This is a genomic window from Cryobacterium sp. PAMC25264 (assembly GCF_019443325.1).
In the GTDB taxonomy this organism is placed as follows: domain Bacteria; phylum Actinomycetota; class Actinomycetes; order Actinomycetales; family Microbacteriaceae; genus Cryobacterium.
Window position 1 is genome coordinate 2729584 of record NZ_CP080383.1, and the last position, 25120, is coordinate 2754703.

The window sequence follows — 25120 nt, forward strand, 5'->3', positions numbered from 1 at the left end:
AGTTCTACTGGCCGTCAGTGGGCAGTTCCGTGGCCGCCTATGGGCAGTTTGTCATGGCCGCTAACACCACGCCTTTGCGGTTCCCCGACCGGGGCCGGCAGGCAACGACGCTGACGGCGTGATGTTTGGAGAACGCGGCGAACATCGGTGTTAGATCGCTGGTGCCGACTTTCAACACGGTCGTCATCCGGTCGAACCGCCAGGTGTGGGTGAGCCCACCGAGCAAACTGAGCTGCTGCGTCATCGCCGCCAATAGATGTGGCAGGTCCATCGATGGGGAAATCACCGCCCGCCAAACCCCGGAGTGCGCGAGGGATCCGACGAGGACGTAGGCGCGTTTGGTCGGGAAGCCCCAGCTCAGAGGCGGGTTGGGCATCTCGACCCAGTCGTATTGGGTTTCCTCACCGGGCGGGTGCTCGATGATCGCGTTCGGCCGTTTCGTCACGTGAGCGCAGGCGGTGCAGGCCGGCCGCAGTTTTCTCTCCCGGACTTGCCGGGTCAGGGTTTGATACGACCCCGAGTAGCCCAGCTGAGTATTTGGACCCTTGAGCGCCACCAGTTATTGCCGTTGAGCGCCACTGAATATTGCGTTCGGGCACCACTGGATATTGCCGGTGAGCGCCAGCGGTTGGCTCGCGCTCACCGGCGTGGGTCACGCCGCGTTGTCCGCGGTGTGTTCGCGCATGTTGGTGCCGCCGGTCTCGATCCAGATCGTGCGGTGCACGATGCGGTCCATGATCGCGTCGGCGTGAACGCCGGAGCCCAGACGCTGATGCCAGTCCTTCTTGGCGTACTGGGTGCAGAACACGGTCGAGGTGGTGTCGTAGCGGCGTTCCAGGAGCTCGAGGAGCATGCTGCGGGTGTTGTCGTCCGGCTGGTCGAGCAGCCATTCATCGATTACGAGAAGGGTGAACGCCGCGTATTTCCGGAGGAACTTCTCTTTTCCTCCGGGCTTGTCGCGGCCGGCAGCCCAGGCTTCTTCGAGGTCGGGCATGCGGATGTAATGCGCCCGATACCGGTGTTGGCAGGCTTGCTTCGCCAGTGCCGATCCGAGGTAGGACTTTCCGGACCCGGTGAATCCTTGGAACACGACGTTCTGCCGCCTCTCGATGAAGGTGCAGGTGCAGGTGCCCAGCTGGGCGATGATCCCGCGGTCCAGGCCACGTTGCTCGATGAGGTCGAGCTTGCGCAGGTCGGCGTTGGGGTAGCGCAGCCCGGCCCGCCGGATCAGGCCTTCGACTTTCGCGTGGGTGAAAGTCGCGTGCGCGTCATCGACGAGGAGCTTGATCCGTTCCTCGAAAGGCATCCCGAGGGTGAGGGTGTCGTCTTGGGTCTCGAGCGCGTCGACCAGCGAGGTCACTCCCATCTCTCGGAGCTTGCGCTTGCTCTCGCCATCGATGCGCGTCATCGGGTCTCTCCTGCGTAGTAGTCGGCGCCTCGGACGTATCCGGCCGGCTCGGCAGAGGCCGTCTCGGTGACGGGCTCGAACCTCGGCCATCGTCTGCCGGGTTGGTCTTGTCCGGTCTCCAGGATCGGGCGCAGATGCGCATACCGGGGCGACCGGACCCGGGAAGCCAACGCGATCTGGCAGGCCGCTTCGACCCTCGCCGCCGAGTAGCGGCGGGTGAGTCGCAGCACCGCCAATGCGGCGTCCAGGCCCTGCTCGTCGACGGGAACGGATTCGAAGATACGGTTCACGACAGTCACCGCGTTCTCGCCGATGCGACCGGCCCATTCTCGGACCCGAGCCGAGTCCCATTGCCGGTATCTGGGCCCGCCTGGCAGATCGGCGTCATGCGTGCGGTACTCGTTGGTCACGCCTGCCGGCGCCAGCAGGTGACTGGTCAGCCGCTCACTATCGCCGAACACCTCGATCATGCTCTCCGTCACGCGCAGATCGACCGCGCGGCCGATATGGGCGTAGGGCACGGAGTAGAAGTTCTTCTCCCAGACCACATGGCCGTTCTTTTGCACCCGGCGCCCATACGCCCACCGGCTGATCTCGAACGCGACCGCCGGCAACGGCCGCAGCAGCGGTCGTTCCTCGGCGTCGAACACGCTCAGGCGCGAGCCCTGGCGTTTCTGGAACGGTTCACGGTTATACGCTTCCATCCGCTCATAGACCGCGGCCCGCAACTCGGCCAACGTGCCGAACTGGCGATGACGGAGCCCGGCGATCACCCACGTTGCGACGTGACCGACGGTGTTCTCCACGCTCGCCTTATCTTTAGGCTTCCGAACCCTGCCCGGCAGCACCGCGGCGGAGTAGTGCGCGGCCAACTCCCGATACGCCTCGTTGAGGACCACTTCGCCCTCTGCGGGTGCTTGATCACGCCGGTCTTGAGGTTGTCGGCACGACCCGAGGCACGCTCCCGCCAACCAGTCGAACATTGCCACGTGCGCGCGCAGCCAGGTGTTCTGCTGCATATCCACTGCTGGTTCCACGAACGCGTATCTGGAAAACGGCAAGCACCCGACGAACAAGAACACCCGTGTCAAAACGCCGTCATCGGGTCGGTGAGCTGCATCGTCGGCCCGGACCAGTCGACCTCGACCGTCTGCCGGCCTTATGGCCAACCCGGGACGCGGCGCCGATGACGAGGACATGCTGCTGGTAGTTCTTGCAAAACCGGTCATATCCCATCGCCGTCTCGGCTGCGGCTCGGCACCGATCCACGTATTCGCCATGCAACAGCTTCAGCGTCACGCCGACCCGGGCGAGCTCGCGATGCACGTGAGTCCAGTCGGGCTGCGTATGCACGCTTTCATGCGCACCCCGGTCGGGAAACAACCGCGCATACACCGCGGCGTCGTCCAGGCCGGCGACGTCATCCCAGGTCACCTTTTCCGATCCGCGGCCTCGAGCACCGCCGCCACACTATGCCGGGACAATCCCTGCGCGGCGATCTGCCGCCCCGAAAGCCCTTCGCTGCGCAGCCTGAGCACCATCTTCGCTTTGATCTTCCGTACCATCTGTGATTACTCCTTCTGCCGCGTGATAGAGCACACGGCAGAAGGAGCCTACGAACAGTGGCGCTCAACCCGCATATTCAGTGGAGCTCAAAGACGCGACCCCGACAGCAACCAAGTGGCGCTCAACCGCAATATCGGTGGCGCTCAGGAACGCAAATACTCAGCCCAGCGGGATCAACTCGTCATGCAGAGTGATTCCCCAGAGGTGGGGGTCCTCCGTCAGTCTTGCGGTGACATAGTCGACGAACTGATCAAATGGGTCGGGCTCGGCGCGTCTGCGGACTCCCGGGCTGCGGTCGCCGGCGAGATAGGCGCGGATGGTTTTGCGGTCATGGTCGGTGCGGCGGGCGATCTCACTGATCGTCATCCCTTGTCGTTTGAGCGCGTGGATGTCCACGTCGTCCTCCTCTGAAAGCATAGGAGTAGGGCCTCTCTCGAGCTGGTGTGTGGTCGAAGACCATCAGCATCGAGGGAGGCCCGCTTCTATGCGCGGAAGCGACCCGGAGTGGGGAATTTCAGTTAACAGAACTGAGGAATTTCAGTGAGCGCCGTCACCTGCTCAGAGCCGGTGAGTAGTCGTCTAGCAGGAGCGTCGGAACTGGGCGGTCCCAATTGGTTGAGCGAATCGCAGACGGAACTTCCGCGATCTTCGCTGAGCGAATCTGCGGGTGCCATCATGCTGACTCCCACAGACAACGGCACGCAAATTGCGCCGGCTGCGAGCGTCATCTGCCTCGACTACGGCCTCATATAACGCAACTTCTGGACTCTGACCCAGTTCGAAAGTGCCTGCTCAGCAGCTCAAGAAGGAAGCCCCGTTCGTGTGGCTACGGCGCCTCGCTCCCACAGCGCCCGCTCTACGAGCTTCTCGTCGCGCTGATAAACGAGTTGTCTCAGACACACGGCAACGATGATGCCGATCAAGGCTCCGATCGAATTTGATGCGACGTCACCCCAGCTCGCAAAACGCGCCGATAGAAACGCTCCTTGGGACAATTCAATCGCGCCGGAGAGCGCCGGGCAGAAGACAATCGAAAGCCACCAGATCTTGAGCGGAAGCAACAAAGTGATTAGGAACCCGAGGGGTATGAACATAAAAATGTTGGCGGAGAACTCAAGCTTGTTGTAGCCGAACCACTCGGGAACACCGTTGCGGTGCAGAACAGTCAAGACTTTGTCGATCGAACCCTGGTAACCCTGATCGAGCGGTGTCGGCGAGAGCGTCGCGAGTAGAACGACAGAGATATATGCGAGAAGCGCAAGAACCGAGAGCCATTCGCGAACTCGGCTCTTCCGCGGAATACCGGCATGTGGTGCAAATCCAGACATGTTCCCCCAATAAGTGAGTGTCTTCTAGTTCGCAGTGGGTAATCTGCGCCATTTGCTATAGACGCCAGAGGCAGAGCTCTGTGGCGTATGAAATCAGTCGGCCGCCTACAAGCCGGATGGTGGCCGGCATTGACCCTGGCTTCGGGCCTCAGAGGACATGCTACGGCAGTGCAGGATCATCCCTGGTTGGGGCTCCAAGCGACTGTGTTGGTCGTTCGGCTCCGATGCGCACCGCGACAAGGGCGAGTGCCAAGAACACCCACAGCTTGGCGTCATAGAAGTTGGACACAACCATGCCTCCTACGACAACAACGGACAGCCAACCTGAGGCCAAGAGCCGTGCGGAATTATTGCCTGAGAAATAAACCTTGACGATCACATAGATTGCAAGGGCAAGTTGGATGAGCAGCAAGAACACCCCTCCGTCCATCATGGCCTGCAACCATATGTTGTTGGTGACCATCTTGTTCAACGAGACTCCGTCGTACTGCTGGTACTGCAGACCCTGGATGTACAACCCAAAGTTTGAAGGGCCGACCCCAAACCATGGATGGTCCCGGGCGATGTCGACTGCGGCCCCGTATATCTGGAGCCGAGGCGCGTTGGAAGTTACCTCGTTCGGATTGAAGATACTCAGGAACTGGTTCCAGAGCGTCGTGGGTATTGCGGGGATCGCGAAGCAAACCACTATGAACAACCCCAAAGCGGATGAGGCACAAATGAGGACTTGCTTCGTCGAGATGAATCGCCTGAGGACAGGCCAGCTGAGTACAAGGAGGAGAGGTATGGTGAGAAAGACGGCGCGGCTGTTGAGAAGCACCAGTGTCGCCACGATGAGCAGTAGGTGCGCATACCTAGCCCAGGTGCCTCCCGTCAGGTATACACGCACGCACGCGGCTGCAAGCGCCAACACCAGGAAGTAGCCCAGGTAGGCGGGCTCGTAGCTGAACGATGCGATCCGTCCGAGACCGCCGCTCTGTCCCTCATATTCGATAAATTGGGGAAGGTCCAAGTAGAAAGCGACCAGCTGGTAGAGCCCGAATAAGCAGGCAAACAATGCGCCCCAAACAAACCACTTGAGCAAGTGTTCGAATCGGCCCAGAGATGCAGCGGCATAGACAGCAAGTGCAGGCACCATGGCTCCGGCGATCACTGTGAGAGTGCTTAGGACTGCCGCCCGCACGTCCAGCGAAAATGCGCTGGAAACGATCATGACCAAGACGATCCCAGACATGAGGGCAAGGATCGACTTGGGCGGATAGAACTTACGACCGGAGAGCGTTGCGATAGCCGCGAGAACCAATGAAAGTCCGAACGCGACGACGCTAATTTTGACGTTGAAAGCGCCGACGGACAGGTTGCCGAGGCGATCCCAGGAGACTGTGAATAGACCGATATAGCAGAGCACGACCGCCACTGTCAGCGTCGCTCTGCGCAGCCCAACCGCCTTCTCTACCACCGTCTGTTCTGTGGCAATCGGCTCGCTCGAGACGCGTCTTGACATGGACATCCTGTTCCCCCTCACCTGTTTCTCGCCCAACCGTGCGAAGCTATGCAGCTTTCGCGCAGATCCCCAATAGCGGCGGACAACCAGGCGTTCAACGCTTGGAAATTCTCTGACGGACTTTGAGTACAGTCTGACGTCGCGATTCTTCAGGCAAGGCGACAAACCATAGCAACAAGTAGCAGCCCAGTAAGGTGACTACACCTACTAGTAACCCCCACCATGTCCCTTGTCCGCCTTGGAGGATCACGATTGTAGTGACGACCGGGACCGGCAGGATCAAGATGATGGGGCGGATAGCGGAGACAGATAGCATCTCCCATGCTGGGAGTTTGAGAACCCTGGAAAGCTTCACCGACCATGTGAAAGATAGACATAGTCCGACGACTCCAGCGATGAAGATACCCAGAGCCACGCCAATCGCACCCAGTTGCATGCCCAGCCACAGGCTTAGGACAAGGCTGATGACAGCCTCCACCACAGGGGGCAGAACAGCTCTGGTATGCGTCTTTGTCGCAATCAACGCCAGGCTCAACGGTGTTCCGGCTAGATGGATTGCGTTACCCACCAGCAGGATCGCCAAGATCGGCCAATACTCAATCAGGTCGCCATCCGCTTTCTTAGCCAGAAGCGGCAACACCGTCGGTGAAATCATGAGAAGACCAGCAACGACAGCGAACAAGAAGACGCCGTTAAGTTGGCTTAGCGATTTGGTGAGCACTGACACACGGTCAATCCCGTGCCGGTCATGGACTCTTGCCAGCTCTGGGAGCAAGGGAGCAGTGATTGAACTTTCCAGCCCAGCAACCGCGGAAACCATAAGCGCCGCGATTGAGAAAGGTACTACCGCTGAGTAGTCGAACCTGGCCACCATGATGACGCCGGCGCCGCTCGTAACGAGCATGCACAGTCCCCAGATGGCCAATGGCCCTGAGTAGCGCATAAGCGCGACAACACCATAGTTCTTGACTGTCTGCTCGCTCTCCCCAACGCCGGCTCTAAGCGCCTCCATTCGGAAACGAGCAAACAACACGATGGTCCCGATGACAAGCGGCGCCGCATATCCCACTGCGGTTACCACCAGTTCACCCGACACTATGGCAGCGCCTAGAGCCACAATGAGAGAAAGGACTCGAGCCGGAGCAAGAATCAATGCGGGGACGAAGCTTCTCTGCTGTCCAGCGAAATAGGCCGAGACTGTGTTGCCCATGAGGCTGCTGGTCTGCCCGATTACGAGCACAACTAGAGCGACGGTGGCATCCAATTCGAACCGACTCGGCACATCTGGAAAGATCCGGCTGAAAGCCAAAGCGCCGCCGATAGCGGCTGCAAAGCAAATTGCAGATACCAAGCCGCTGGTTTTCAAACCAGACTTAGTGACTCGGATGGCGGCTTGTTGGTCATCGCTACTGATGGCTCTGCCAACCATTGCTTGAACCGTCGTGGGAACACCCAAGTCGAAATATACGACAAACGCCCCGAGGCTAAAGATAAGCGCCCACACGGAATACTCGCTGTGCCCAAGCACAACGATCAGACAGAGCGGAAGGAGAACGGTGACTGCACTGGATGAGAACGCTCGAACTATGTTGGCGAGCGCGTTTTTCACCAACAACAGAACACGGCCGGTGGGGTCCTCACTCACCGGTATCTCCCGCACCACCTCAACCGACCGGAGTGTTTGGTCGATCAACGGGCAGGGTGCGAACCACTCGAGCGGGGGCTCCAACAGCGATTGAGTTCGCCGGGATGTCCCCCGTGACCACAGATCCAGCGCCAATGATACTGTTCTCCCCGATGGTCACATTCGGCAAGATGACCGCGTTCACGCCGATGAACACTCGGCGACCAATCCGTACGTGCGAGGCATCCATATTGATCTGTGTTGCCCTATTGCCATCATCCGGGAAGCCGACGGGATGAGTGGTGTCAACAATGGCTGCACCTGCCGCAATGCACACTAAATCAGCAATTTCGATGGAACTACAAGCCGCAATGTGCACATTCTGTTCGATGTTGACGTCATTCCCGAGAATCAGTGAGCCCATCGGCAGTCCCGGACGGTCGACGATCTCAAGCCGAGCTCCGTCACGGATACTGCAACGTGCCCCAATGCGGATACCGCCTGGGTTAGCAATAAGCATCGGCTTCTTGATGATCGAACCGCGGCCGAAGGCTCCAAACTGAGGAGCAAAATAGAGTCTTGACTTCAGCGACCAGTACAGGTGACCTAGCTTGTTGAAAAGTCCAACTACATTTCTTTGCCTAAGCTTCTGCAGCGCTTCCATCCCTGACGTCACCCTCCCCCAACCGTGACCCCGACGTTTGCCCGTTCGTCGCCTCGTAGGAGAGACGAGGCGGTGGTACTGCTGATGCCACTCGGAGCGCTTCGCGGAAACCGCTCTGCCTTACGCGGAAGACGTTGACACTGTCTCGACGGAGTGCCAGGCGAGCAAACATCCAAACTTGAATATAGGCCAGAGCAACGAATTTGGATGCGACGCTGAGGTGACGGATCGCTATCAGGGGCCAGTTTCGGGACACCCACTTCACGGTGAAGGGCGAGCTCTTTCCCCCGGTCAGACTGCTGGCTTTGTGAATGATGGTGACCTCGGGAGTGACCCAGTATTCGAAACCCTGGGCAACGCTCCGGACTGCGAAGTCCACGTCGTCGAAATAGACAAAATACACAGGGTCCATGAGGCCGACGGACTTGAAGACAGCAGGGTGCACCAGAAGGCAGCAGGTGGAAGCGTAACCCGTTTTCACCAATTCCTTTGGGAACTGTGACACAGGCTGCCCAGCTGTCCCATGCAGGGTCCGGAACCCTTGTAGCGGCACGAACTTACCGCCCCCATACCAAATGGTTCCTGTCGGCTCCGTCGCTTCGATTGCCGGAGACAGCAGCTTCAAACCGTTATCTTCCGCCACCTGCACCAGAGTCTCTAGAGTGTTTGCCGGCAGCACAGTGTCATTGTTCAGAAGCAAGACCCAGTCACAACCATCCTGCAGCGCGAGTTCGATTCCTTGGTTGTTACCGACGGCAACACCGACGTTTGAGTCGTTAGGAACGATGGCCACGAATCCCAATCGAGATTCAGCACGAAGCATCGAAACTGAAGCATCATGCGAATCGTTGTCGACTGCGTAAAGGCGGAGCTCTACGCCCACCTGCTGCGCGAGGCTATCGAGAAAGTCCGGGAGCACGGTTTCGCTGTTGTAGGTGACTGTGACAACGCCGACCTTAGGAGCTCTAGTTTCCACGTGAAATTTCCGATCTAGCCCAGTTGAGAAGTTCGCTGGCGCCGTCTTTGAACTTCACTTTCGGGTCATACCCGAGCTCTCGTTCAGCTGCCGAATTGCTCGCGAATGCGGCGCGCACATCTCCTAGCCGGTAGTTGTGGCTCAACTTAATTTCGGGGGATTGAGCTACTTCGGTAAGCACGGTCGCGAAATGCGCGAGCGTATCTGAAGCACCCGAACCGATGTCCACGATTCTGTACGCGCCTTCGACCGGCCGATCGATTGCGCTGTGCAGCGCAGAGACAACGTCACTGACGTGGACAAAGTCACGGACTATTCCTCCGCCTTCGTAGACGTCAATTGCCTCGCCGGACAGCGCCTGCCGCGCAAATGCAGTCAACACTCCCGTGTAGGGTTTCGCAGTGCCTGTCCTGCGCCGTATACATTCTGCAGTCGGAGAATTGACAAGGAGACGGACATGGAAGCACACCAGGAAATCAAAATGTTCTCCTGGGCTAGCTTCGTCGCGGCGTAGATGTTCGAAGGTCGCGCCTCAACAGACAACGCCTCGTGAGGAATCGGCTCTCCGGTCTGTCCCTCCGGGCCTAGAGGGGACCATTGCGCGCCTTCAAGCTGCTGGGCCGTTCTCGGTTGGCCATAGAAACGGTCTCCAGTCTCGGCGGATTCCCAAGCACCCTCTCCATACACTGCGCGCGACGATGTCAGAATGATCGACCGAGGAAGGACATTGTTGCGGGCCAACGCGTCAAGCATGACGGCCGTCCCGTGAACGTTGACATAGGTGTGGCGCGATGCCTGAAGAAGAGACTGACCAGTTCCTGTCTCAGCAGCCAAATGAACGATGGTGCTAGGCGCAACGGACTTCAGAAGTTCATCCCACATGATCGGATCAGTGACGTCTCCGCGGATGAAACGCACGCGACCGTCGAAGTGCGGCTCAACAGCGGCTTCGCCGTGAACCTGCGGGTGAAGGCTATCGAGAATCACCACATCGGACCCTGATTCGAGCTCTGCAAGTAGCCTAGTTCCGATGAAGCCAGCGCCCCCGGTAATGAGTATGGTCATGAAGGAATTCCCCGTGTTCGGTCGTGCACTAGTAGCTCGCAAGAGGAGTTCACTTTGCGTGCTAAATGATTGCCCTGATTCACTCGGGCGACTTGCGACCACCGGCGCTGGAGCCAGGGCGACAAGGTCGTCTGAGCTTTCGTCCCCCACGAACGAACGGCTTGGCGGCCACTCCTAATGCTGCCGATGACGGTCCTGCTCATTCGAAGCCGACCCCCCTGGGAAACGTGTCTGACTCGTAGCCTATCGTCTTGACAAATTTGGGTTCGCCCGCTGCTGACGAGGCGAGTCCTACGGCAGACCTCCATCCGAGCATTCCGCACAGCTCGCTGCCCTGACGAGCCCCTAAACGAGGGCTCAAGCAAGTTGTCGAGATTCAAATGCGCGATAATGCGACTTGGGAGCGTCAGCCCACTGCCGACGGCCCACCGCTCTGACAAGCTATTAGCTCGCGCGCACGACGACAGATCGCGAAGCCTCCCAAACGAACTCCCCGCCGGAGAGCTCGGAGGTAACCAGCCGCGGGCAACTGTCGGTTCTTCGATGAGACGGACCCCTAATTCGTCGAATGTCGTTCAATCAGGAGGCTCGAGACCGAACGCGCAACGCTGTTCCACGAATATCGGTCAGCCGACACCACATTCGTGGGGAAACGCTCCCCCTCCGAGATGTCTGACATTACTTCCACCCACTGGCGAACATCTGCAGAATCGGATACTGCGCGTCCTCCTCCTGCGCATATCTCCTTAACACTTTCGCAACCGTCGAAGAACACCACAGGAGAGCCGCACAGCGCTGCCTCTAGTGCTGGCAGGCCGAATCCCTCAAGCAGGGATGGCTGGACAGTGGCCCGGGCTCCCCTGTACAGCTGCGCCAGGCGCGTGTCGTCAATGTTCGAAAAGAGTCTGACGCGGTCCGTCACGCCGTACTTCTCTGAGAGCGCCTCAAGGGCGTTCTTCTCTGAAGTCACCACGTAGAAATCGAACTCGCCCATCTGAGCGATCGCCGCCACGACGGTCTCAACGTTCTTGTGGCTCTTGAGGTTGCCTACGTAAAGAAAATATGGCCGCAATGATTCAAAGGCTTCGCCCGCATGGGCAAATGCTGCTGAGCTTCCATTTCCTGCGTTCACAACCCTGACGTCGGAATCGTCGATCCAGTTCTCCAGGTGGCGCTTAGACGTTTCAGAGACTGTCAGCACGTGCCCGTTCTTCTTAATCAGGGGCTTCAAGAAGAAATCATAGTAGGGGCGGTACTTCGCCGATCCTGGGCCCTCGAGATGGATCAGATCATGGAGGGTGATTGTCTGCGGAACGTGTCTTAGAAACCCGTTATAGCCCGGGGAGTAGACCGCCCTGGGCTTATCGCCTTCGACCTTGAGCGACTTAGTGACGAAATCAAGTGGGGATGACGGGCTGCCCGACTGCTCGATCTCTTGCCAATCGAGCGCCAACCTTTCGGTCACTTCCTTGGCGTACCGTCCAATTCCGTTTCTGCCGGACCATCTGGTGTCCACGACAATCATTCGCCTACCCACTCCCGAATACGATCCTCGAAAACACCAACGTCGAATTGCCACGCCCGCTCGATACAGTCCTGCACCTTGGCACTTGCTGCGATCTCGACTGCCTCCTTAAGCGAGGTGCTGTCGAAGGACTGAACCAGAGCACCAGTGACGCCGTGGAGCACGCTCTCGGCGGCTCCCCCGATTGCATTCGCGACAACTGGCGTGCCGGTTGCCATGACTTCCACGGGCATAATGCCAAAATCTTCGACTGGGGGAAAAACATAGACGAGCGCCCGCCTGAAGAGTTCGTTGAGCATCGCCGAGGACGGTCGAGCTACGAACGTCACCGTGCCAGGGCGCCGACCTGCGACGGCTCGGAGTCTCTGCTCGTCCGGTCCGGCTCCCGCCAAGACCACTGGAAGATCTGCCGCCCAGCCTGCCGCAATCGCGTCCTCGAGGCGTTTGTACGGAACGAATCTCGAAGCACCCAGGATGAACGTGGTGGGCAGTGCCTTTAACACTTCATGCTCTGCGTCGGTGAGCAGCTCGGATGGGTCGGCCGCAAAATCAGCTACATTCACGGGTGGATAAATGACCGTGCTATCCCGACCCCAGGCCTCGGATATTCGTTTCTGAATAAACATGCTGTTCGCGGCAATGCTCGTCGCTTCCTGCGCACGACCTCGATCTAAGGCCTTTAGCGGCCTCGAAAGGGCTCGGGCCACGATGCCGTTGCCTCGCCCATCCAGCTCGGGAGTCCAAATGTATCGAGCCGGCGTATGTACATAGACGAACTTCCGCATTCCTTCAGCCTGTTTGCGGAACCTAGCATGGTGCGCAAAAAGGTGACTACTGCACAAGACCCAGTCCGCCTCAGTTCTGGGTAGATCCCTCCACACAAGAGGCATAAGGGGCAATGCCAGCGCCTTGTGGTGCCGCAAAGGGGTCTTCGACAACCAAGTTTCTGTAACTCGTCCACTTCGAAAGCGCGAAGGGAGGTCTTCCCAGAGAGAGACAATAGGCGCGTCAGGGTATATCGAAGCAAGGACTTCGACTACGTTCTCTGACCCGCCATTGGTCGCGAGCCACTCGTGCACGATGACGCCGCTCATGAAACATCTCCTATTGGGGGTAGCCCCGAACCTGGCTGAGCCGGCTCGGCGCAGTGCTGACTAACGATATCGGCAGACAGGAACCTGCCGACAACCGCCGGCCTCGTATGATTGTCCGCTTAGGGGCGCTACGGCGTGACTGCAGAAACCGCCGTCACTGCTCCCTCAATGAAGATCGGCACGTCTGTGAGCTGGATGTTCACCATCCCGTCCACGGACTGGACGACTGTGACGTCTCCGCTCAGGGAGGTCAGTGTGAGAGCCCCTGTCGTCTTGTACGAGACGGAGGCGGGAGTTGGAGACCACGCCACTCGGCTTGCGTCCTTACCCTCGCCGAAGGCGTATGAGTACGTGGATGCGCCTACCTCATCACGAACCGTGAAATCCTTGCCGGCAACTTTCCTGATGAGAAGGGCCTGAGCCATCCCGGCAGGTTTCGGGGGAAGGGCGGGTACTGCGTCGGTGGCCTGCTTCACCAACCCGAAGTTTCCTTCATGGTCCGTCGGGTTGGTTTGGTCGTTCACCAAGTCGTACCAGAAGTACTTCTCAACGTTGTTTGCCAGCGCGATGGTTTCCGCCCTCACCAGGAACTTCGCCTGCGCGTCTTCGCCAAGCGATGCGGTTGACCAACCAAGTTCGGTCAGCCAGATTGGCTTTTCGACCCCGCCGTTGTATTCCTTAATGCGGTTCTCGGCCTGTTGCAAGCTATCCACGAGGAATTCCGGGTCTCCGGAATAGCCATAGTCGTACGGATGAAAACTCACCGCATCGAGGTACTTCAAGCCGCCCGCTTGGTACAGCTCGGTCAGCCAGGCGTCGTCGTTGTGTGCGATCGACGGCCCCACAACGTTTACCCCGGGGTTCGTCGCCTTCACCTTGTTGTAGCTTGCTTCCAGCAGAGGCAAATAGCACGTGGCGTTAGAGCCGCAGGCACTGGTATTCATCGGAGGATTATTGAACTCGTTGTAGATCTCAACCGAAGGGGCATTGAGGTGGGTAACCATGGCGTCGGTGTACTTGGCAAACGCCTCGATCGCCTCGGGGCTGCTGGGCGTGCGCCCTCCGTCGTACAGGTCGTTGCCGTAATCGCTGATAGGGAGGATCGCCATGCCTTCGCTGGCGTAGGCATTCATCTCAGCAGTCTCGTCAGCTCGGAAGGTGTACTCGCCTCGAGACTTCTCAACGTACGACCACGTCGCGTCTGTGCGCATGTTTCCAAAGCCGATTTGACGCGCGACCTGTGGGGCCGTGTCCCGGACCTGGTGGCTAAAGTGAACGCCGATCCCGAAACGGTCATCAAAGGAAACTTCGGTGGGATCAAGAACAGCGATGGTTGTATTGATCATGTCGCCAGGATTCTGCACACTGGCCAACGCGACCAAATAGTATCCCTGAGCAAGACTCTTCAGATCGACAACGCCGAGCCCATTGCTAGTGGAGACTTCGCCCTCGGCAGCAACTTCTCCAGACGGTTTCGTGACGGTCCATGCGATTTGATCGGTCCGCCAAGCGACACTGAGAGCTGCTTTCTCGCTCTCAAGAATCAATGACTCATTCGCGATCTGCGTGGGCGCCTCGTAAGTTTCGAATGAACTGTTGAGCACGGCATTGTCAGCTACCGTTGCCGACGTCATCGAGAGTTCGTCGATTTGAAGCGCGTCGGTGGGACCGGCGACCAGAAGTTCAAGCAGCACGGTCGTCTCGCCCGGGCCCGTCTTGTAGGCCCATTTCGTCGTTGACCATTCCCCTGGCGTCGGCTCTAGCTGAGCCACGGTTTGACCGCCCATCTGGATCGAGACGTCTGCAGCCGGAGCCAGGGTATCGTCGCCATACTCGACAGATCTTATTTGTGCGCTCAGGTCATATTCGGTCTCTGGCTGCACCGCAATCGTTTGGGTGAGTGACCGATGGACGGGGTTATCCGAGGGAGTGGCACTCTCTACCCGAAGTGAGACTCCGCCATTGTCCGCGACCCCTGCCTCGGCAAGGAACTTAGCGCCTAGGTCATCCGTTCCCGACTCGCTCCAGTCTGAGAAAGCGGCCAGCACCGTCGCTGTCGGAGCGTCCGGCAAGACCGGTTCCACTGCAGGCTCCGCCGGCTCCGCTGCATCGGCTGGCGCGCTAGGTTCACCATGCAGCCAGGGACCGAAAACCAGAAGGCCAGTCAGGGAGAGCGCGAGCGCGCCCCCAACGCCTACGATCCACCACGTTCGAGTTCTTAGTGGAGGCAATCCCGACCGTCGGCGTTTGGCTGGCTGTGTTGAAGTCATTCGCGGTGCGTCCCCCCAGAGGTTATTGCGGTGGCACCCGAATTTCCGTGCACCAGCTGATCGCTCCCCCTGTGAGCCCCGGCCGTTCCAGCCTAGGCCACACGCCATTCATACTCCGCACCTGCCAGAGGTAGACAGCCGCACAATCACCAGTAGCGCGGAGTCCACTGCCGGAGCCTATGCGCGCGATGACGCAAAATGCTCGCCCCGAATGGGGGCAAGAATCTAGCCGCGTCGCTCGGCGACGGCGACGACTTCCCCTTTAGGCTGAGCCCGGGGCAGGTCCATTGCCTCGAGAGTGAGTTGCACTCCGGCTGGCAGCGTGTGTTGCCCCGAAGCCGTGATCCTATTTGGCGGTCTGTTCTTCGTGGTCTTCTCGAGCCCCACCTTCCTGTTCCTGTTTCTACCGATCACGCTGTTGGTGTACCACGCCATTCCCGTGACGTCACGGTGGCGGAACACCTGGTTGCTGGCCGCGAGCATCCTGTTCTATCTGTGGGGTGCCGGCAGCGCGATTCTGGCGATTCTGTTCGTGAGCCTGTCCAGCTTCGGCGGCGCGTACATCGCCTGGCTCATTCTGCGGCGGCAGCGCCGGGATGCGGCGCCTGGCGGGGAGATCCGCAAGATCAGCATTCCGTCCTTCGTCACACTGCTGATCATCCTGGTGCCATTGGTGGCGTTCAAGTACCTCCCGCAGGTGGCGACGCTGGAGATCCCGCGGGTCTCCTCCGCGCTGACAACCCTGGGGGCGAACACCTGGGCGCTCCCCCTCGGCATCTCCTTCTTCACCTTCCACGCCCTCTCGTTCGTCATCGACTCTGCCCGGGCCGGGCGGCCGCTAACGACGTCGTTCCCGTCGTACCTGCTCTACCTGTTCGTGTTCCCGCACCAGATCGCCGGCCCCATCGTGCGGTACTCCGAGATCGGCGCGCAGATCACGGCGGTGCGCCGGATCACCGCGCAGCAGATGGGCTACGGCATCACCCGGTTCACCTGGGGTCTGTCGAAAAAGGTGCTCATCGCCGACAACTGCGGTGTGGTGGCCAACGCGATGTTCGACAACGCGGCGAACCCCACCCTGATGTCGGGCACCGGGGCATGGCTGGGCGCCGTGGCCTACGCGCTGCAGATCTACTTCGACTTCAGTGGGTACTCCGACATGGCCATCGGGCTGGCGCAGATGTTCGGGTTCCGGTTTCCGGAGAACTTCCGGTCGCCGTACACGGCGGGCAACATCACCGACTTCTGGCGCCGCTGGCACATCACCCTCACCACCTGGTTCCGCGACTACGTCTACATCCCCCTCGGCGGCAACCGCCGCGGCGTCTGGGTGGAGTATGGCGCGCTGCTGCTGGTCTTCCTGCTGACCTCGCTCTGGCACGGCGCCCTGGCCGGGTTCCTGATCTGGGGCGGCCTGCACTCGCTGGCGTTGCTGTTTGAGCGGGTGACCGGGCTGCGCAAGGTGCGGTCCTTCGTCGTGCTGCGGCGTTTGCTGACCCTCCTGTTCGTGATCGCCGCGTGGGTGCCGTTCCGGGCACTCGAGCTGCACACCAGCGTGGACATCTGGCAGGCGATGCTCGGCGGGCCGTGGGATTTCATGTCGCCGGGCCTGTTCGCCACGCTCACCCCGTTCACGATCGGTGCGCTCGTGGTGGGGGCGCTCAGCTTCGTGATGCCGGCGAAACGCACCGGCTTCCAGACCGTCTTCGGCCAGTCCGAACCGGGCACCCTGACCGCGTTCCGGTGGAAGACCGCGCTGGTGCTCGTGCCGCTGGCCCTCGTGGTCACCCTGGCGATGGTGCTGCACTCCGACTTCAGTCCGTTCTTGTACTTCCAGTTCTAAGGCGCATCCGTGACCGACACCGACCTCTCCCCCGACGCCAGCACCGAGCCGCGCGGCTGGCGGCGCTGGGCGCTGACCGCCCTGATCGCCGTGTTCTGCGTCGGGCTGCTGGCCATCTGGCTGGTACCCGGCAACACCGCCGGCGCGCAGAACCGCGAGCCGATGGCGTTCCCGGTGCTCTCCGCGGACGCGCTGGCCGAGACATCCACGTACCGGGGCATCGACGCGGCCCTGCGGGACCGGTTGGGCGCGCAAGCGGCGGTGTCGGAGAGCCTGGGCGACCTGTCGGTGCACGGTCTGGGGCGAAGCCCCACGTCGACCGTGCTGATCGGCAGCAACCGGGAACCATTCTTCGTGGAGGACCTCGCCCGCCCGTGCCGGGAGACCGAGGAGTCGCTGGCAGCGGTGAAGGGCGGCCTGGAGCAGGATCAGGCCGCCATGACCGCGGCCGGCAAGTACGTGTTGTTCACGGTGGCGCCGGACAAGACCTCCGTGCGCAGAGGGCCGGTGCTAGACGTCTCGCCGGATCTGCTGCGCTGCAGCGATTTCGTGCGCAGTCACTTCGAGACCTGGGAGGCCGACGGCGGGCTGCCGTTCATCGGCCTGTGGGACGATGTGGCCGCATTGGACACCCCGGACTCGCCCGCGTACCTGTGGAATGACACGCACTGGAGCGCATCCGGCTCGATGGCGCTCAGCCACGCGTTGATGAACCGGCTCGTCGCCGACGGGCAGGCGCCGCCGGCGATCTTGGACGACCTCACCAACCCGGTGAAGGGGAAGCCCGTGGCGTACGTCGGTGACCTGAACCGGATGATGGGCGTGGACGACATCGACCACGCGTCGACAGCCTCATTCGCGCGGCCCGGCGTGACCACCCGGCTGGAGACCACCAAAGGCGCCGCCGGCACCTCGCAGTACCACTACACGTCGACGTCGACGACGAAGCCGCTGATTCAGGGGCGGACGCTGCTTATCGGTGACTCGTTCTTGCTGCATCAGATGCCGACGCAGCTGTCGAACTTCTTCGCCGATGTGACGATGACCGACCTGGAGGAGTGGGAGCAGGCCGGAGACTACGACCGGGTGATCGTGGAACGGGTGGAACGCTACAGCGGCACCGGCGAGTGGCCGTCGTTGGCGGCGACGCTGCAGTAGCGGGGCGCCGGGGCATCGGTTACTTGGGGTCGGCAGTGGGGGTGCCGCGGCCGGCGTCGCCGTCGTTTTTGCCCAGGTGCTTGTCGGCGTTGTCGCGGGCGTTCTGGATCTTGTCGGCGTGCTTGTTGCCGGTGACCTTGTTGGCCACGTCGGCGGCGCCGTCGAGGACCTTGTCGGAGACGGACTCGCCCTTTTCGGTCTTGAGAAAGTCCTGGGCCTTGCGGGTGATGTCGTTGAGGTTCATGGGGTCTCCGATCTGGGGCGTTTTATAGAGGGTAGATCGGGTTGCGGGGTCTGGACAAGCTCGACCGACGTGTGGGGGCGACGAGCAGAGTGGGTTGCGGGGTCTCGACGAGCTCGGCCGGCGTGTGGGGGCGACTCGCAGGTCGGGGTGCGGGGTCTCGACGAGCTCGACCGGCGTGTGGGGGCGGCGAGTAGGTCGGGTTGCGGGGTCTCGACAGGCTGGACCGACGTGGGGGCGCGACTCGCAGATTGGGTTGCGGGGGCTCGACGGGGTTGACCGACGTGTGGGGGCGGTGAGCAGGTCGAGTTAGGCGGGCGGGGTTAGGGGCGGTTGAGGGCGTTCGGGAGCGGGGTGGACCAGGCGGCGGGGGCCTCGAGGTCGGGGGCGGCGGGCAGGATGCCGCGGCCGTCGGGGTGCGGGATGGCCGAGAGCAGCGCCTGTGTGTACGGGTGCATCGGGTCGGACCAGATGGTTTCGCTGCGGCCGGACTCCACGATCTTGCCCTTGTACATCACCGCGGTGCGGTCGGCGATCACCCGCACCACCGAGAGGTCGTGCGAGATGAACAGCATGCCCGCGCCGGCGTCGAGGCAGAGCCGGCGCATCAGGCCGGCGACGGCGGCCTGGCTGGAGGCGTCCAGGGCGGAGATCGGTTCGTCGGCGACGATGAGGTCGGGCCGGGCGGCCAACGCCCGGGCGATGGCGATGCGTTGCCGCTGCCCGCCGGAGAACTGGTGCGGGAATCGGTTGAGGAGGCTGCTGCTCAGGCCCACCGCTTCGATCCACTCCCCCGGTGTGGACCCGGCGGCGCCACGCGCCACGGCCGCGGCGATGCCGTCATTGATCTGCGCGCCGACCCGTTTGCGCGGGTTGAGCGAGGAGTTGGGGTCTTGGAAGACCATCTGCATGGCCGTGAACCGGTGCGGCCGGCGGCGCAGGCCGAGCGGCGGAACGGCGTCACCGCGGTATCGCACTGAGCCGGACTGGGGCCGTTCCATGCCCACGACCGCCCGGGCGGTGCTGGACTTGCCGCATCCGCTCTCGCCGACGAGCGCGAGCACCTCGCCGGGCATGATGGACAGCTCGATGCCGTCGACGGCGCGCACGGTGACGCGGCCGGGGTACTCGACGACGAGGTCATCGATGGTGAGCAGTGCGCTCATGAGGTGCCTTCTTCGTCGGGGAAATCGAGGGCGGACGCATCCGTGCCGGCGGCGGCGCGCACCGCGGGCGCCGAGTCGGGCATCGCGGCCAGCAGGGCCCGGGTGTACTCGTGGGTGGGCGCGAGGAAGATCTGCTCGCGGGTGCCGGACTCCACGATGAGGCCGTGGCGCATCACCGCCACGTCATCGGCGATGGCGCTCATCACACCGAGGTCGTGGGTGACCAGCAGCACGGCCAGGTTGCGCTCGATGGCCAGGTCGCGCAGCAGGTGCAGGATGCCAGCCTGCACGGTGACGTCGAGCGCGGTGGTGGGCTCATCCGCCAGCAGCACCTCGGGGTCGCAGGCGAGCGCGATCGCGATGGCAATGCGCTGGCGTTGGCCGCCGGAGAACTGGTGCGGGTAGCGCCCCAGCGCATTCTCCGGGTCGGGAACCCGCACCCGGGTGAGCAGCTCGACCGCGTGGCTGCGCGCGGCGGCTTTGCTGAGTTTGAGGTGCCGGCGCACATGGTCGGTGAGCTGGTGACCGACGGTGAGCTGCGGGTGCAGGCTCGCCGACGGGTCTTGGAAGACCATCGCCACCCGGCGTCCGCGCACGGCGCTGAGCTCACGGCGGCGGAGGCCGACGAGGTTGAGGTCGCCGAGCCAGATCGACCCGGAGACGGTCGCGGTGCGAGGCAGCAGGCCGAGCACCGACATCGCCGTGACGGTCTTGCCCGAACCGGACTCCCCGGCCAGGCCCTGCACCCGGCCGGCCTGCAGGTCGAGGGAGACGCCGCGCACCACGGGGGTGGGACCGAAAGCGATGGTGAGGTCGCGGATCTGCAGCACGGGCGCGCTCATACGACGGCCTCCCGTGCGGCCGGCTGCCCGGGCGTCACCGGGAGGGCGGCGGCCGCTTCGCGCGCCCCGCCGGAGACCGGGTCGAGGATGTCGCGCAGCGAGTCGCCGATGAAGTTGAACGCGAGCACCACCGTGAGGATGGCGAGGCCGGGGAACACGCCGATCCACCAGGCGTCGAAGTTCTGGATGGCGCTGGAGATCATGGAGCCCCATTCGGCGGTGGGCGGTTGGGCGCCCAGGCCGAGGAATGACAGTCCGCTGAGCAGCAGGATGGCGGTGCCCACGTCGAGGGTCGCGAGCACGACGACGGGGCCGGCGATGTTGGGCAGGATGTCGGTGAGCAGCGACCGCACCGGGCTGAAGCCGAGCAGCCGGCCGGCGATGACGTAGTTCTGCTGGCGGAGGCTGAGCACCAGGCTGCGGCTCACCCGGGCGTAGGCGGGCCACGACACCACGATGGCGGCGAGCACGGCGTTGAACAGCGACGGGCCGAGGGAGGCGGCGATGACCATGGCCAGGATCACCGTGGGGAAGGCCATGACCAGGTCGGTGAGGCGCATCAGCACCTCGTCGACCCAGCCGCCGAAGTACCCGGCGACGGCGCCGAGGGTGGTGCCGATGGTGAGCGACACGACCACCAGGGCCAGGGCGAGCGGGATGGTGACGCTCGCACCGCTCATCAGCCGGGAGAACACGTCCCGGCCGACGGAGTCGGTGCCCATCAGGGTGTCGATGCCGGGTGCCTGCAGGCGCGGCAGCACCTGCGCGTTGGGCGCGTAGGGAATCCAGAGCGGTGCGGTGACCGCGATGAGCACCCAGGCGACGGCGATGACCACGCCGATGATGGCGAGCGGGCTCACCCAGGCGCGTGGGATGGGGATGCGTCGGCGGCTGATCATCCGAGCCTCACTCTCGGGTCGAGGAATCCGTACAGCAGGTCCACCACGAAGTTGACCAGGAGGTAGATGACGCCTACGACCAGGCCCACGCCCATGACGCCGGGCAGGTCCAGGCTGGTGGCGGAGTTGTAGGCGTAGGTGCCCAGGCCCGGCCAGGCGAAGACGGCCTCGACGAGCACGGTTCCGGAGAGCAGCGACCCGAATGCGATGCCCACCACGGTGAGGATCGGCAGGGAGGCGCCGCGCAGCACGTAGTCGAGCACGACGCGGGTGCCGCTGAGGCCCTTGGCGCGGGCGGCGCGCACATAGTCCTGGTCGAGCACCTCGAGCACCGAGGTGCGGATGAACCGGGTGAGCAGACCCACGGTGAACAGGGACAGCACGAATACCGGCAGTGCCAGGTGGGCCATCGCATCCACGAACCCCACGCTGTCGCCGTTGAGCAGGAAGTCGAGCGTGTAGAACCCGGTGACGGTGGGCGGTGGGCTCAGCTGCGGGGAGAGCCGGCCGGAACCGGGGGCGATGCCCAGCTGCAGGAAGAACAGGTTGAATGCCACGAGAGCGAGCCAGAACGTCGGCACGCTCAGCCCGATGAGCGAGACGACCCGCACCACCTGGTCGGTGACGAGGCCGCGGCGGTAGGCGGCCAGGGTGCCGAGGGCCACGCTCACGACCAGGCTGACCAGGATGGCGCCGATCGCGATCTCGATCGTGGCCGGCACCGCGACGGCCAGGTCGGCGGTGACCGCCCGGCCGGTGGTGAGCGAGCGGCCCAGGTCACCCTGTAGGAGGTTGCCGAGGTAGGTGAGGTACTGCACGGGCAGCGGCTGGTCGAGCCCGTACCGTTCCACGTATGCGGCGACGGTCGCGGGGTTGTTCGAGGCGCCCTCGCCGAGGGCTGCGGTGATGGGATCACCGGGCACGAGGTTGGTGAGGGCGAACGTGACAATGGTCACGCCGAGCAGCAATAACACCGAGGTGCCGAGCCGGCGCAGCAGGTAGGAGGCGAGGGGGGAGGTCGCCTTCCTGCTGCTGCGCCGACTCGGACGGGCGTCAGTTTTGTCCAGGGTCACGCGGTCAGCTCGTGGGGCTCAACTCGGCGATGTCCATCGTCCACACCGCGTTGTACACGGCTCCGGTGACGGTCTTGGCCGTGGCGATGTTCGAGCCGGGCACGATCAGGGGAACGAACGGGCCGTCCTTCTGCATCGCAGTGGCGAAATCGGTGAAGATCGCCTCACGGGTGTCGGGGTCGGTCGCGGCGGCGGCCTGCGTGGCGAGGTCGGCGATCTCCGGGTTCGCGTCCGCGGTCCAGCCGGCGCGGAGGCCGACCTTGAGGCCGGGGGCGAAGGGCAGGAAGTTGGCCGTATCGGCGTAGTCCGGGCCCCAGAACCACATGCTGAACGCTTCGGTGCCGTTCACGTAGGGGTCGATCTCGGTGGTGAACGGCGCGGGCGCCAGTTCAACGTTGATGCCGGCATCCTTCAGCTGGGCCTGCACACGCTCGGCAAGCGGGGTGAACTCGACGCCGCGACCGGGTAGTCGTTCGGGTACTGCAAGCGCACGGTCTCGCCGGTGTAGCCGGAGGCGGTGAGGGCGGCGGTCGAGGCGGCAAGGTCCTGCTTGACGCCGTCGGTCAGGGCGCCGGCGAAGGACGGCGGGATCACGCCGGTGGCCTCGGAGGCACCCGTGCCGGCCAGTTCGAGCAGGGCGTCGTAGTCGAGCGCGTAGCGCACGGCCTCGGCGAACTTGGGGTTGGCGGTGACGCCGCCCACGGTGGCGTTCTGGTTGACCAGGAGGAAGATCGTCTGCGCGGACGGCACCGACGCGACGGTGAGGTTGTCGGCGAGGTTGGAGACTGGTCGCCGTTGAGGTCCATGGCGACCATGGTGTCGCCGCCCTCGAGGTTGATCTTCTGGGTGGCGCTCTCGGTGACGTTGCGGATCACGACGCGGTCGTAGGCGGCTTCTTCGTCGCCGTTGTACTCGGCGTTGCGGGTGAGCACGACCTGCGAGGTGAGGTCGAGCGAGTCGAGCACGAAGGGGCCGGAGCCGGCGGACTCGCCGTCGAGGAAGGCCTGCGCGGTGTCGGTTCCGTCGGTGGCGCCGCCGTTCTGCTCCACAACCTTGGAGTTCACGATGCCCAGCGCCGGGTTCGCGAGGATCGCGGGCAGCTGCAGCAGCGGGGTTTCGGTGGTGAAGGTGATGGTCTTCTCGTCGACCTTCTTGATGGTCACGCCGGCGAGGAGGAAGGCGGGCTTGGCGTCGGCCATGCCCTGGATGCGCTGCAGGGAGAACACCACGTCGTCGGCGGTGATGGGGCTGCCGTCGGAGAACACCCGGCCGTCGTCGAGGGTGAAGGTGAATTCGGTGGCGGCGTCGTTCTGCGTCCAGTCGGCCAGCCCGGGGATGGGCGTGGTGACGTCGGATCCCTTGAAGTCGACGAGGGTCTCGTAGAGCGCCTTCGCGACCATGTTGCCGGTGGGGTCGTAGGTGTTGCCGGGGTCGGCGGTCTCGATCGAGAACGCGGCGTCGATCACGACGGATCCGCCGGAGGCGTCGTCGGTGTTCTGCGCGGAGTTACCGCCGGAGCAGCCGGCCAGCAGGAGCGCCGCGACGGCGCCGATCGCGATGCCGGTGTAGCGGGGGGACGTACGCACGAAGTGCCTCCTGGAGTGAAACGGGTCAAAGTGTCGCAACAAGCAACCGCGGACGGTTTAGATGAGATTGCCACATCCCCCGACGATCTGTCCAACGGAACCGGCGGTGCCCGGACATTGCTCCGGTGGCACCGGCGTTCATTGGCAGAACGTCTACAAGAGCCGACGACGCGCGCGCGGCGATAAGACGAATGCTCGTGTTTCGGGCGTGTTACACGACCTGCACGCACACACTCTGGTGGGTTTGGCCGTTCTTCTCGAATTCCTCCACAAGGTAGACCAGGCCGTCGTCGCGCACTTCGGCCACGCTCACGGCCGAACCCATCACGACGGACCCGTCGGCGACGAGGGCGTGGGCGAAGCTGATCTCGATGCGATCCTCGACGATCCGGCCCACCATGCGACCCTGGGTGACGGTGTCGCCGGTGTAGTCACCCCAGACCAGCGTGCCGTCCTGACGGTAGAGGAACCGGGTGGGGGCCTCGGCGCTCACGTCGCTGGCGGTGGAGGAGATCATGTGGAAGCTGAGTCCGTCGAGCTGGAGGGGACGATCGGCGGCGGGTGTAGGCATGGGAACCGGTTCTTTCGGGGCGGGGCTGAGCCGTCGGAATGACAGCAGGGGCGGGTGGGTGGGGTCGGTGGGGGTTGAGGTGGGGGTGGGGACGGTGGGGGTTGTGGTGGGGGTGGGGTCGGTGGGGGTGGGGGTTGTGGTGGGGGTTGTGGTGGGGTTGTGGTGGGGGTGGGGTCGGTGGGGGTGGGGGTTGTGGTGGGGGTTGTGGTGGGGGTTGTGGTGGGGGTGGGGTCGGTGGGGGTGAAGCCCAGGCGGGTGAGCACGCGGGCGGATGCGGCGTTGGGCGCCTCGACGACGGCCTCGACGGCGGAGAGCCCGAAGCGTCGTTCGGCGGCCTGCAGCAGCTGGCTGGCGGCCTCGGTGGCGACGCCACGTCCCTGCGCGGAGGCGGCAAGGACGTAGCCGAGCTCGGCCGTGGTGTCGGACGTGCGCTTGAGCAGGATCTCGCCGATGACGGCGCCGGCCTCTTCGATGGCCAGGACGATCCAGTCGCCGGCGGTGCGGGCATCCGTCTGCCGCAGTTTGGCGGTGAGCGCGGCGAGGGTGGCGGCGCGGTCGCGCACGGGCCAGGGGATGTACCGGGTGACGTCGGGGTCGCCGTGGAAGAGCACGAGGTCGTCGAGGTCGTCGAGCGTGTGCGGGCGCAGGAGGAGCCGCTCGGTGCTTAGCGGGTAGTCGAAGGTCCAGATCACGCCCCGAGCCTAGACTGCGCGTGCG

General features: G+C 62.9%; 23 protein-coding genes and 2 pseudogenes. 2 read left to right on the plus strand and 23 right to left on the minus strand.

Annotation, left to right across the window (positions count from 1 at the left end; translation table 11 throughout):
- Positions 1 to 37 precede the first annotated feature (37 nt).
- The 14 genes and pseudogenes from KY500_RS12695 to KY500_RS12760 all read right to left on the minus strand — a co-directional run bounded on the left by KY500_RS12695 (position 38) and on the right by KY500_RS12760 (position 14838).
- Positions 38 to 556: a hypothetical protein gene (locus tag KY500_RS12695; RefSeq protein WP_255579277.1), complete on the minus strand. Its 519-nt coding sequence runs from the start codon at positions 554 to 556 to the stop codon at positions 38 to 40.
- 96 nt (positions 557 to 652) lie between these two features.
- The gene (locus KY500_RS12700; protein ID WP_219900857.1) at positions 653 to 1408 is read right to left on the minus strand and encodes an ATP-binding protein; all 756 of its coding nucleotides are present in this window, start codon (positions 1406 to 1408) and stop codon (positions 653 to 655) included.
- A pseudogene (istA, locus tag KY500_RS12705) lies at positions 1405 to 2973 on the minus strand (IS21 family transposase). The gene KY500_RS12700 and the pseudogene istA overlap by 4 nt, the downstream one beginning before the upstream one ends.
- A 160-nt stretch (positions 2974 to 3133) precedes the next feature.
- The gene (locus KY500_RS12710) at positions 3134 to 3391 is read right to left on the minus strand and encodes a helix-turn-helix domain-containing protein (RefSeq protein ID WP_370626811.1); all 258 of its coding nucleotides are present in this window, start codon (positions 3389 to 3391) and stop codon (positions 3134 to 3136) included.
- 383 nt (positions 3392 to 3774) lie between these two features.
- Positions 3775 to 4302, minus strand: coding sequence for a VanZ family protein (locus tag KY500_RS12715; protein ID WP_219900858.1), 528 nt, complete (start codon positions 4300 to 4302; stop codon positions 3775 to 3777).
- Between the two features lie 160 nt (positions 4303 to 4462).
- Positions 4463 to 5842, minus strand: coding sequence for an O-antigen ligase (locus tag KY500_RS12720; RefSeq protein WP_219900859.1), 1380 nt, complete (start codon positions 5840 to 5842; stop codon positions 4463 to 4465).
- A 58-nt stretch (positions 5843 to 5900) separates the two neighbouring features.
- Complete coding sequence (locus KY500_RS12725; protein WP_219900860.1) at positions 5901 to 7451, minus strand: hypothetical protein; 1551 nt, start codon at positions 7449 to 7451, stop codon at positions 5901 to 5903.
- Positions 7452 to 7470: 19 nt separating this feature from the next.
- Positions 7471 to 8094, minus strand: a complete 624-nt coding sequence (locus KY500_RS12730; RefSeq protein ID WP_255579278.1) for a DapH/DapD/GlmU-related protein — start codon at positions 8092 to 8094, stop codon at positions 7471 to 7473.
- On the minus strand, positions 8072 to 9070 hold the full coding sequence (locus tag KY500_RS12735) for a glycosyltransferase family 2 protein (protein WP_219900861.1): 999 nt from the start codon (positions 9068 to 9070) through the stop codon (positions 8072 to 8074). Before KY500_RS12735 ends, KY500_RS12730 begins: the two co-directional genes overlap by 23 nt.
- Positions 9060 to 9452: an NAD(P)-dependent oxidoreductase gene (locus KY500_RS12740; protein WP_219900862.1), complete on the minus strand. Its 393-nt coding sequence runs from the start codon at positions 9450 to 9452 to the stop codon at positions 9060 to 9062. The genes KY500_RS12735 and KY500_RS12740 overlap by 11 nt, the downstream gene beginning before the upstream one ends.
- A complete protein-coding gene (locus tag KY500_RS12745; protein WP_219900863.1) occupies positions 9446 to 10135 on the minus strand; it encodes an NAD(P)-dependent oxidoreductase in 690 nt (229 codons plus the stop codon). Before KY500_RS12745 ends, KY500_RS12740 begins: the two co-directional genes overlap by 7 nt.
- Before the next feature lie 556 nt (positions 10136 to 10691).
- A complete protein-coding gene (locus KY500_RS12750; protein WP_219900864.1) occupies positions 10692 to 11660 on the minus strand; it encodes a glycosyltransferase family 1 protein in 969 nt (322 codons plus the stop codon).
- Positions 11657 to 12445: a glycosyltransferase gene (locus KY500_RS12755; RefSeq protein ID WP_255579279.1), complete on the minus strand. Its 789-nt coding sequence runs from the start codon at positions 12443 to 12445 to the stop codon at positions 11657 to 11659. The genes KY500_RS12750 and KY500_RS12755 overlap by 4 nt, the downstream gene beginning before the upstream one ends.
- A gap of 437 nt (positions 12446 to 12882) precedes the next feature.
- On the minus strand, positions 12883 to 14838 hold the full coding sequence (locus tag KY500_RS12760; RefSeq protein ID WP_219900866.1) for a glycosyl hydrolase: 1956 nt from the start codon (positions 14836 to 14838) through the stop codon (positions 12883 to 12885).
- Positions 14839 to 15364: 526 nt separating this feature from the next.
- On the opposite strand from KY500_RS12760, the gene KY500_RS12765 reads away from it, so the two are divergent.
- Together KY500_RS12765 and KY500_RS12770 are read left to right on the plus strand one after the other, a co-directional pair.
- Positions 15365 to 16867 (plus strand): MBOAT family protein, encoded by a 1503-nt coding sequence (locus KY500_RS12765; RefSeq protein WP_219900867.1) that lies wholly within the window; start codon positions 15365 to 15367, stop codon positions 16865 to 16867.
- Between the two features lie 9 nt (positions 16868 to 16876).
- Positions 16877 to 18025, plus strand: coding sequence for a hypothetical protein (locus tag KY500_RS12770; RefSeq protein ID WP_219900868.1), 1149 nt, complete (start codon positions 16877 to 16879; stop codon positions 18023 to 18025).
- 19 nt (positions 18026 to 18044) lie between these two features.
- Here the strand turns inward: KY500_RS12770 and KY500_RS12775 are convergent, their stop codons facing one another.
- The 9 genes and pseudogenes from KY500_RS12775 to KY500_RS19625 all read right to left on the minus strand — a co-directional run bounded on the left by KY500_RS12775 (position 18045) and on the right by KY500_RS19625 (position 25095).
- Positions 18045 to 18269, minus strand: coding sequence for an antitoxin (locus KY500_RS12775; RefSeq protein ID WP_219900869.1), 225 nt, complete (start codon positions 18267 to 18269; stop codon positions 18045 to 18047).
- A 320-nt stretch (positions 18270 to 18589) separates the two neighbouring features.
- Positions 18590 to 19432 carry an ABC transporter ATP-binding protein gene (locus KY500_RS12780; RefSeq protein WP_219900870.1) on the minus strand — a complete coding sequence of 281 codons (843 nt, stop codon included), beginning with the start codon at positions 19430 to 19432 and terminating at the stop codon, positions 18590 to 18592.
- Entirely contained in the window at positions 19429 to 20274 is an 846-nt protein-coding gene (locus KY500_RS12785; protein WP_219900871.1) for an ABC transporter ATP-binding protein, read from the minus strand. The genes KY500_RS12780 and KY500_RS12785 overlap by 4 nt, the downstream gene beginning before the upstream one ends.
- Positions 20271 to 21173 (minus strand): ABC transporter permease, encoded by a 903-nt coding sequence (locus KY500_RS12790; RefSeq protein WP_219900872.1) that lies wholly within the window; start codon positions 21171 to 21173, stop codon positions 20271 to 20273. Before KY500_RS12790 ends, KY500_RS12785 begins: the two co-directional genes overlap by 4 nt.
- A complete protein-coding gene (locus KY500_RS12795; protein WP_236900726.1) occupies positions 21170 to 22246 on the minus strand; it encodes an ABC transporter permease in 1077 nt (358 codons plus the stop codon). Before KY500_RS12795 ends, KY500_RS12790 begins: the two co-directional genes overlap by 4 nt.
- 4 nt (positions 22247 to 22250) lie before the next feature.
- The gene (locus KY500_RS19380) at positions 22251 to 22673 is read right to left on the minus strand and encodes a hypothetical protein (protein ID WP_255579283.1); all 423 of its coding nucleotides are present in this window, start codon (positions 22671 to 22673) and stop codon (positions 22251 to 22253) included.
- Positions 22658 to 23646, minus strand: a pseudogene (locus tag KY500_RS19390) (ABC transporter substrate-binding protein). The gene KY500_RS19380 and the pseudogene KY500_RS19390 overlap by 16 nt, the downstream one beginning before the upstream one ends.
- 397 nt (positions 23647 to 24043) lie before the next feature.
- On the minus strand, positions 24044 to 24349 hold the full coding sequence (locus KY500_RS12805; RefSeq protein WP_219900873.1) for a hypothetical protein: 306 nt from the start codon (positions 24347 to 24349) through the stop codon (positions 24044 to 24046).
- Positions 24346 to 25095 (minus strand): GNAT family N-acetyltransferase, encoded by a 750-nt coding sequence (locus tag KY500_RS19625; protein WP_219900874.1) that lies wholly within the window; start codon positions 25093 to 25095, stop codon positions 24346 to 24348. The genes KY500_RS12805 and KY500_RS19625 overlap by 4 nt, the downstream gene beginning before the upstream one ends.
- Positions 25096 to 25120 lie beyond the last annotated feature (25 nt).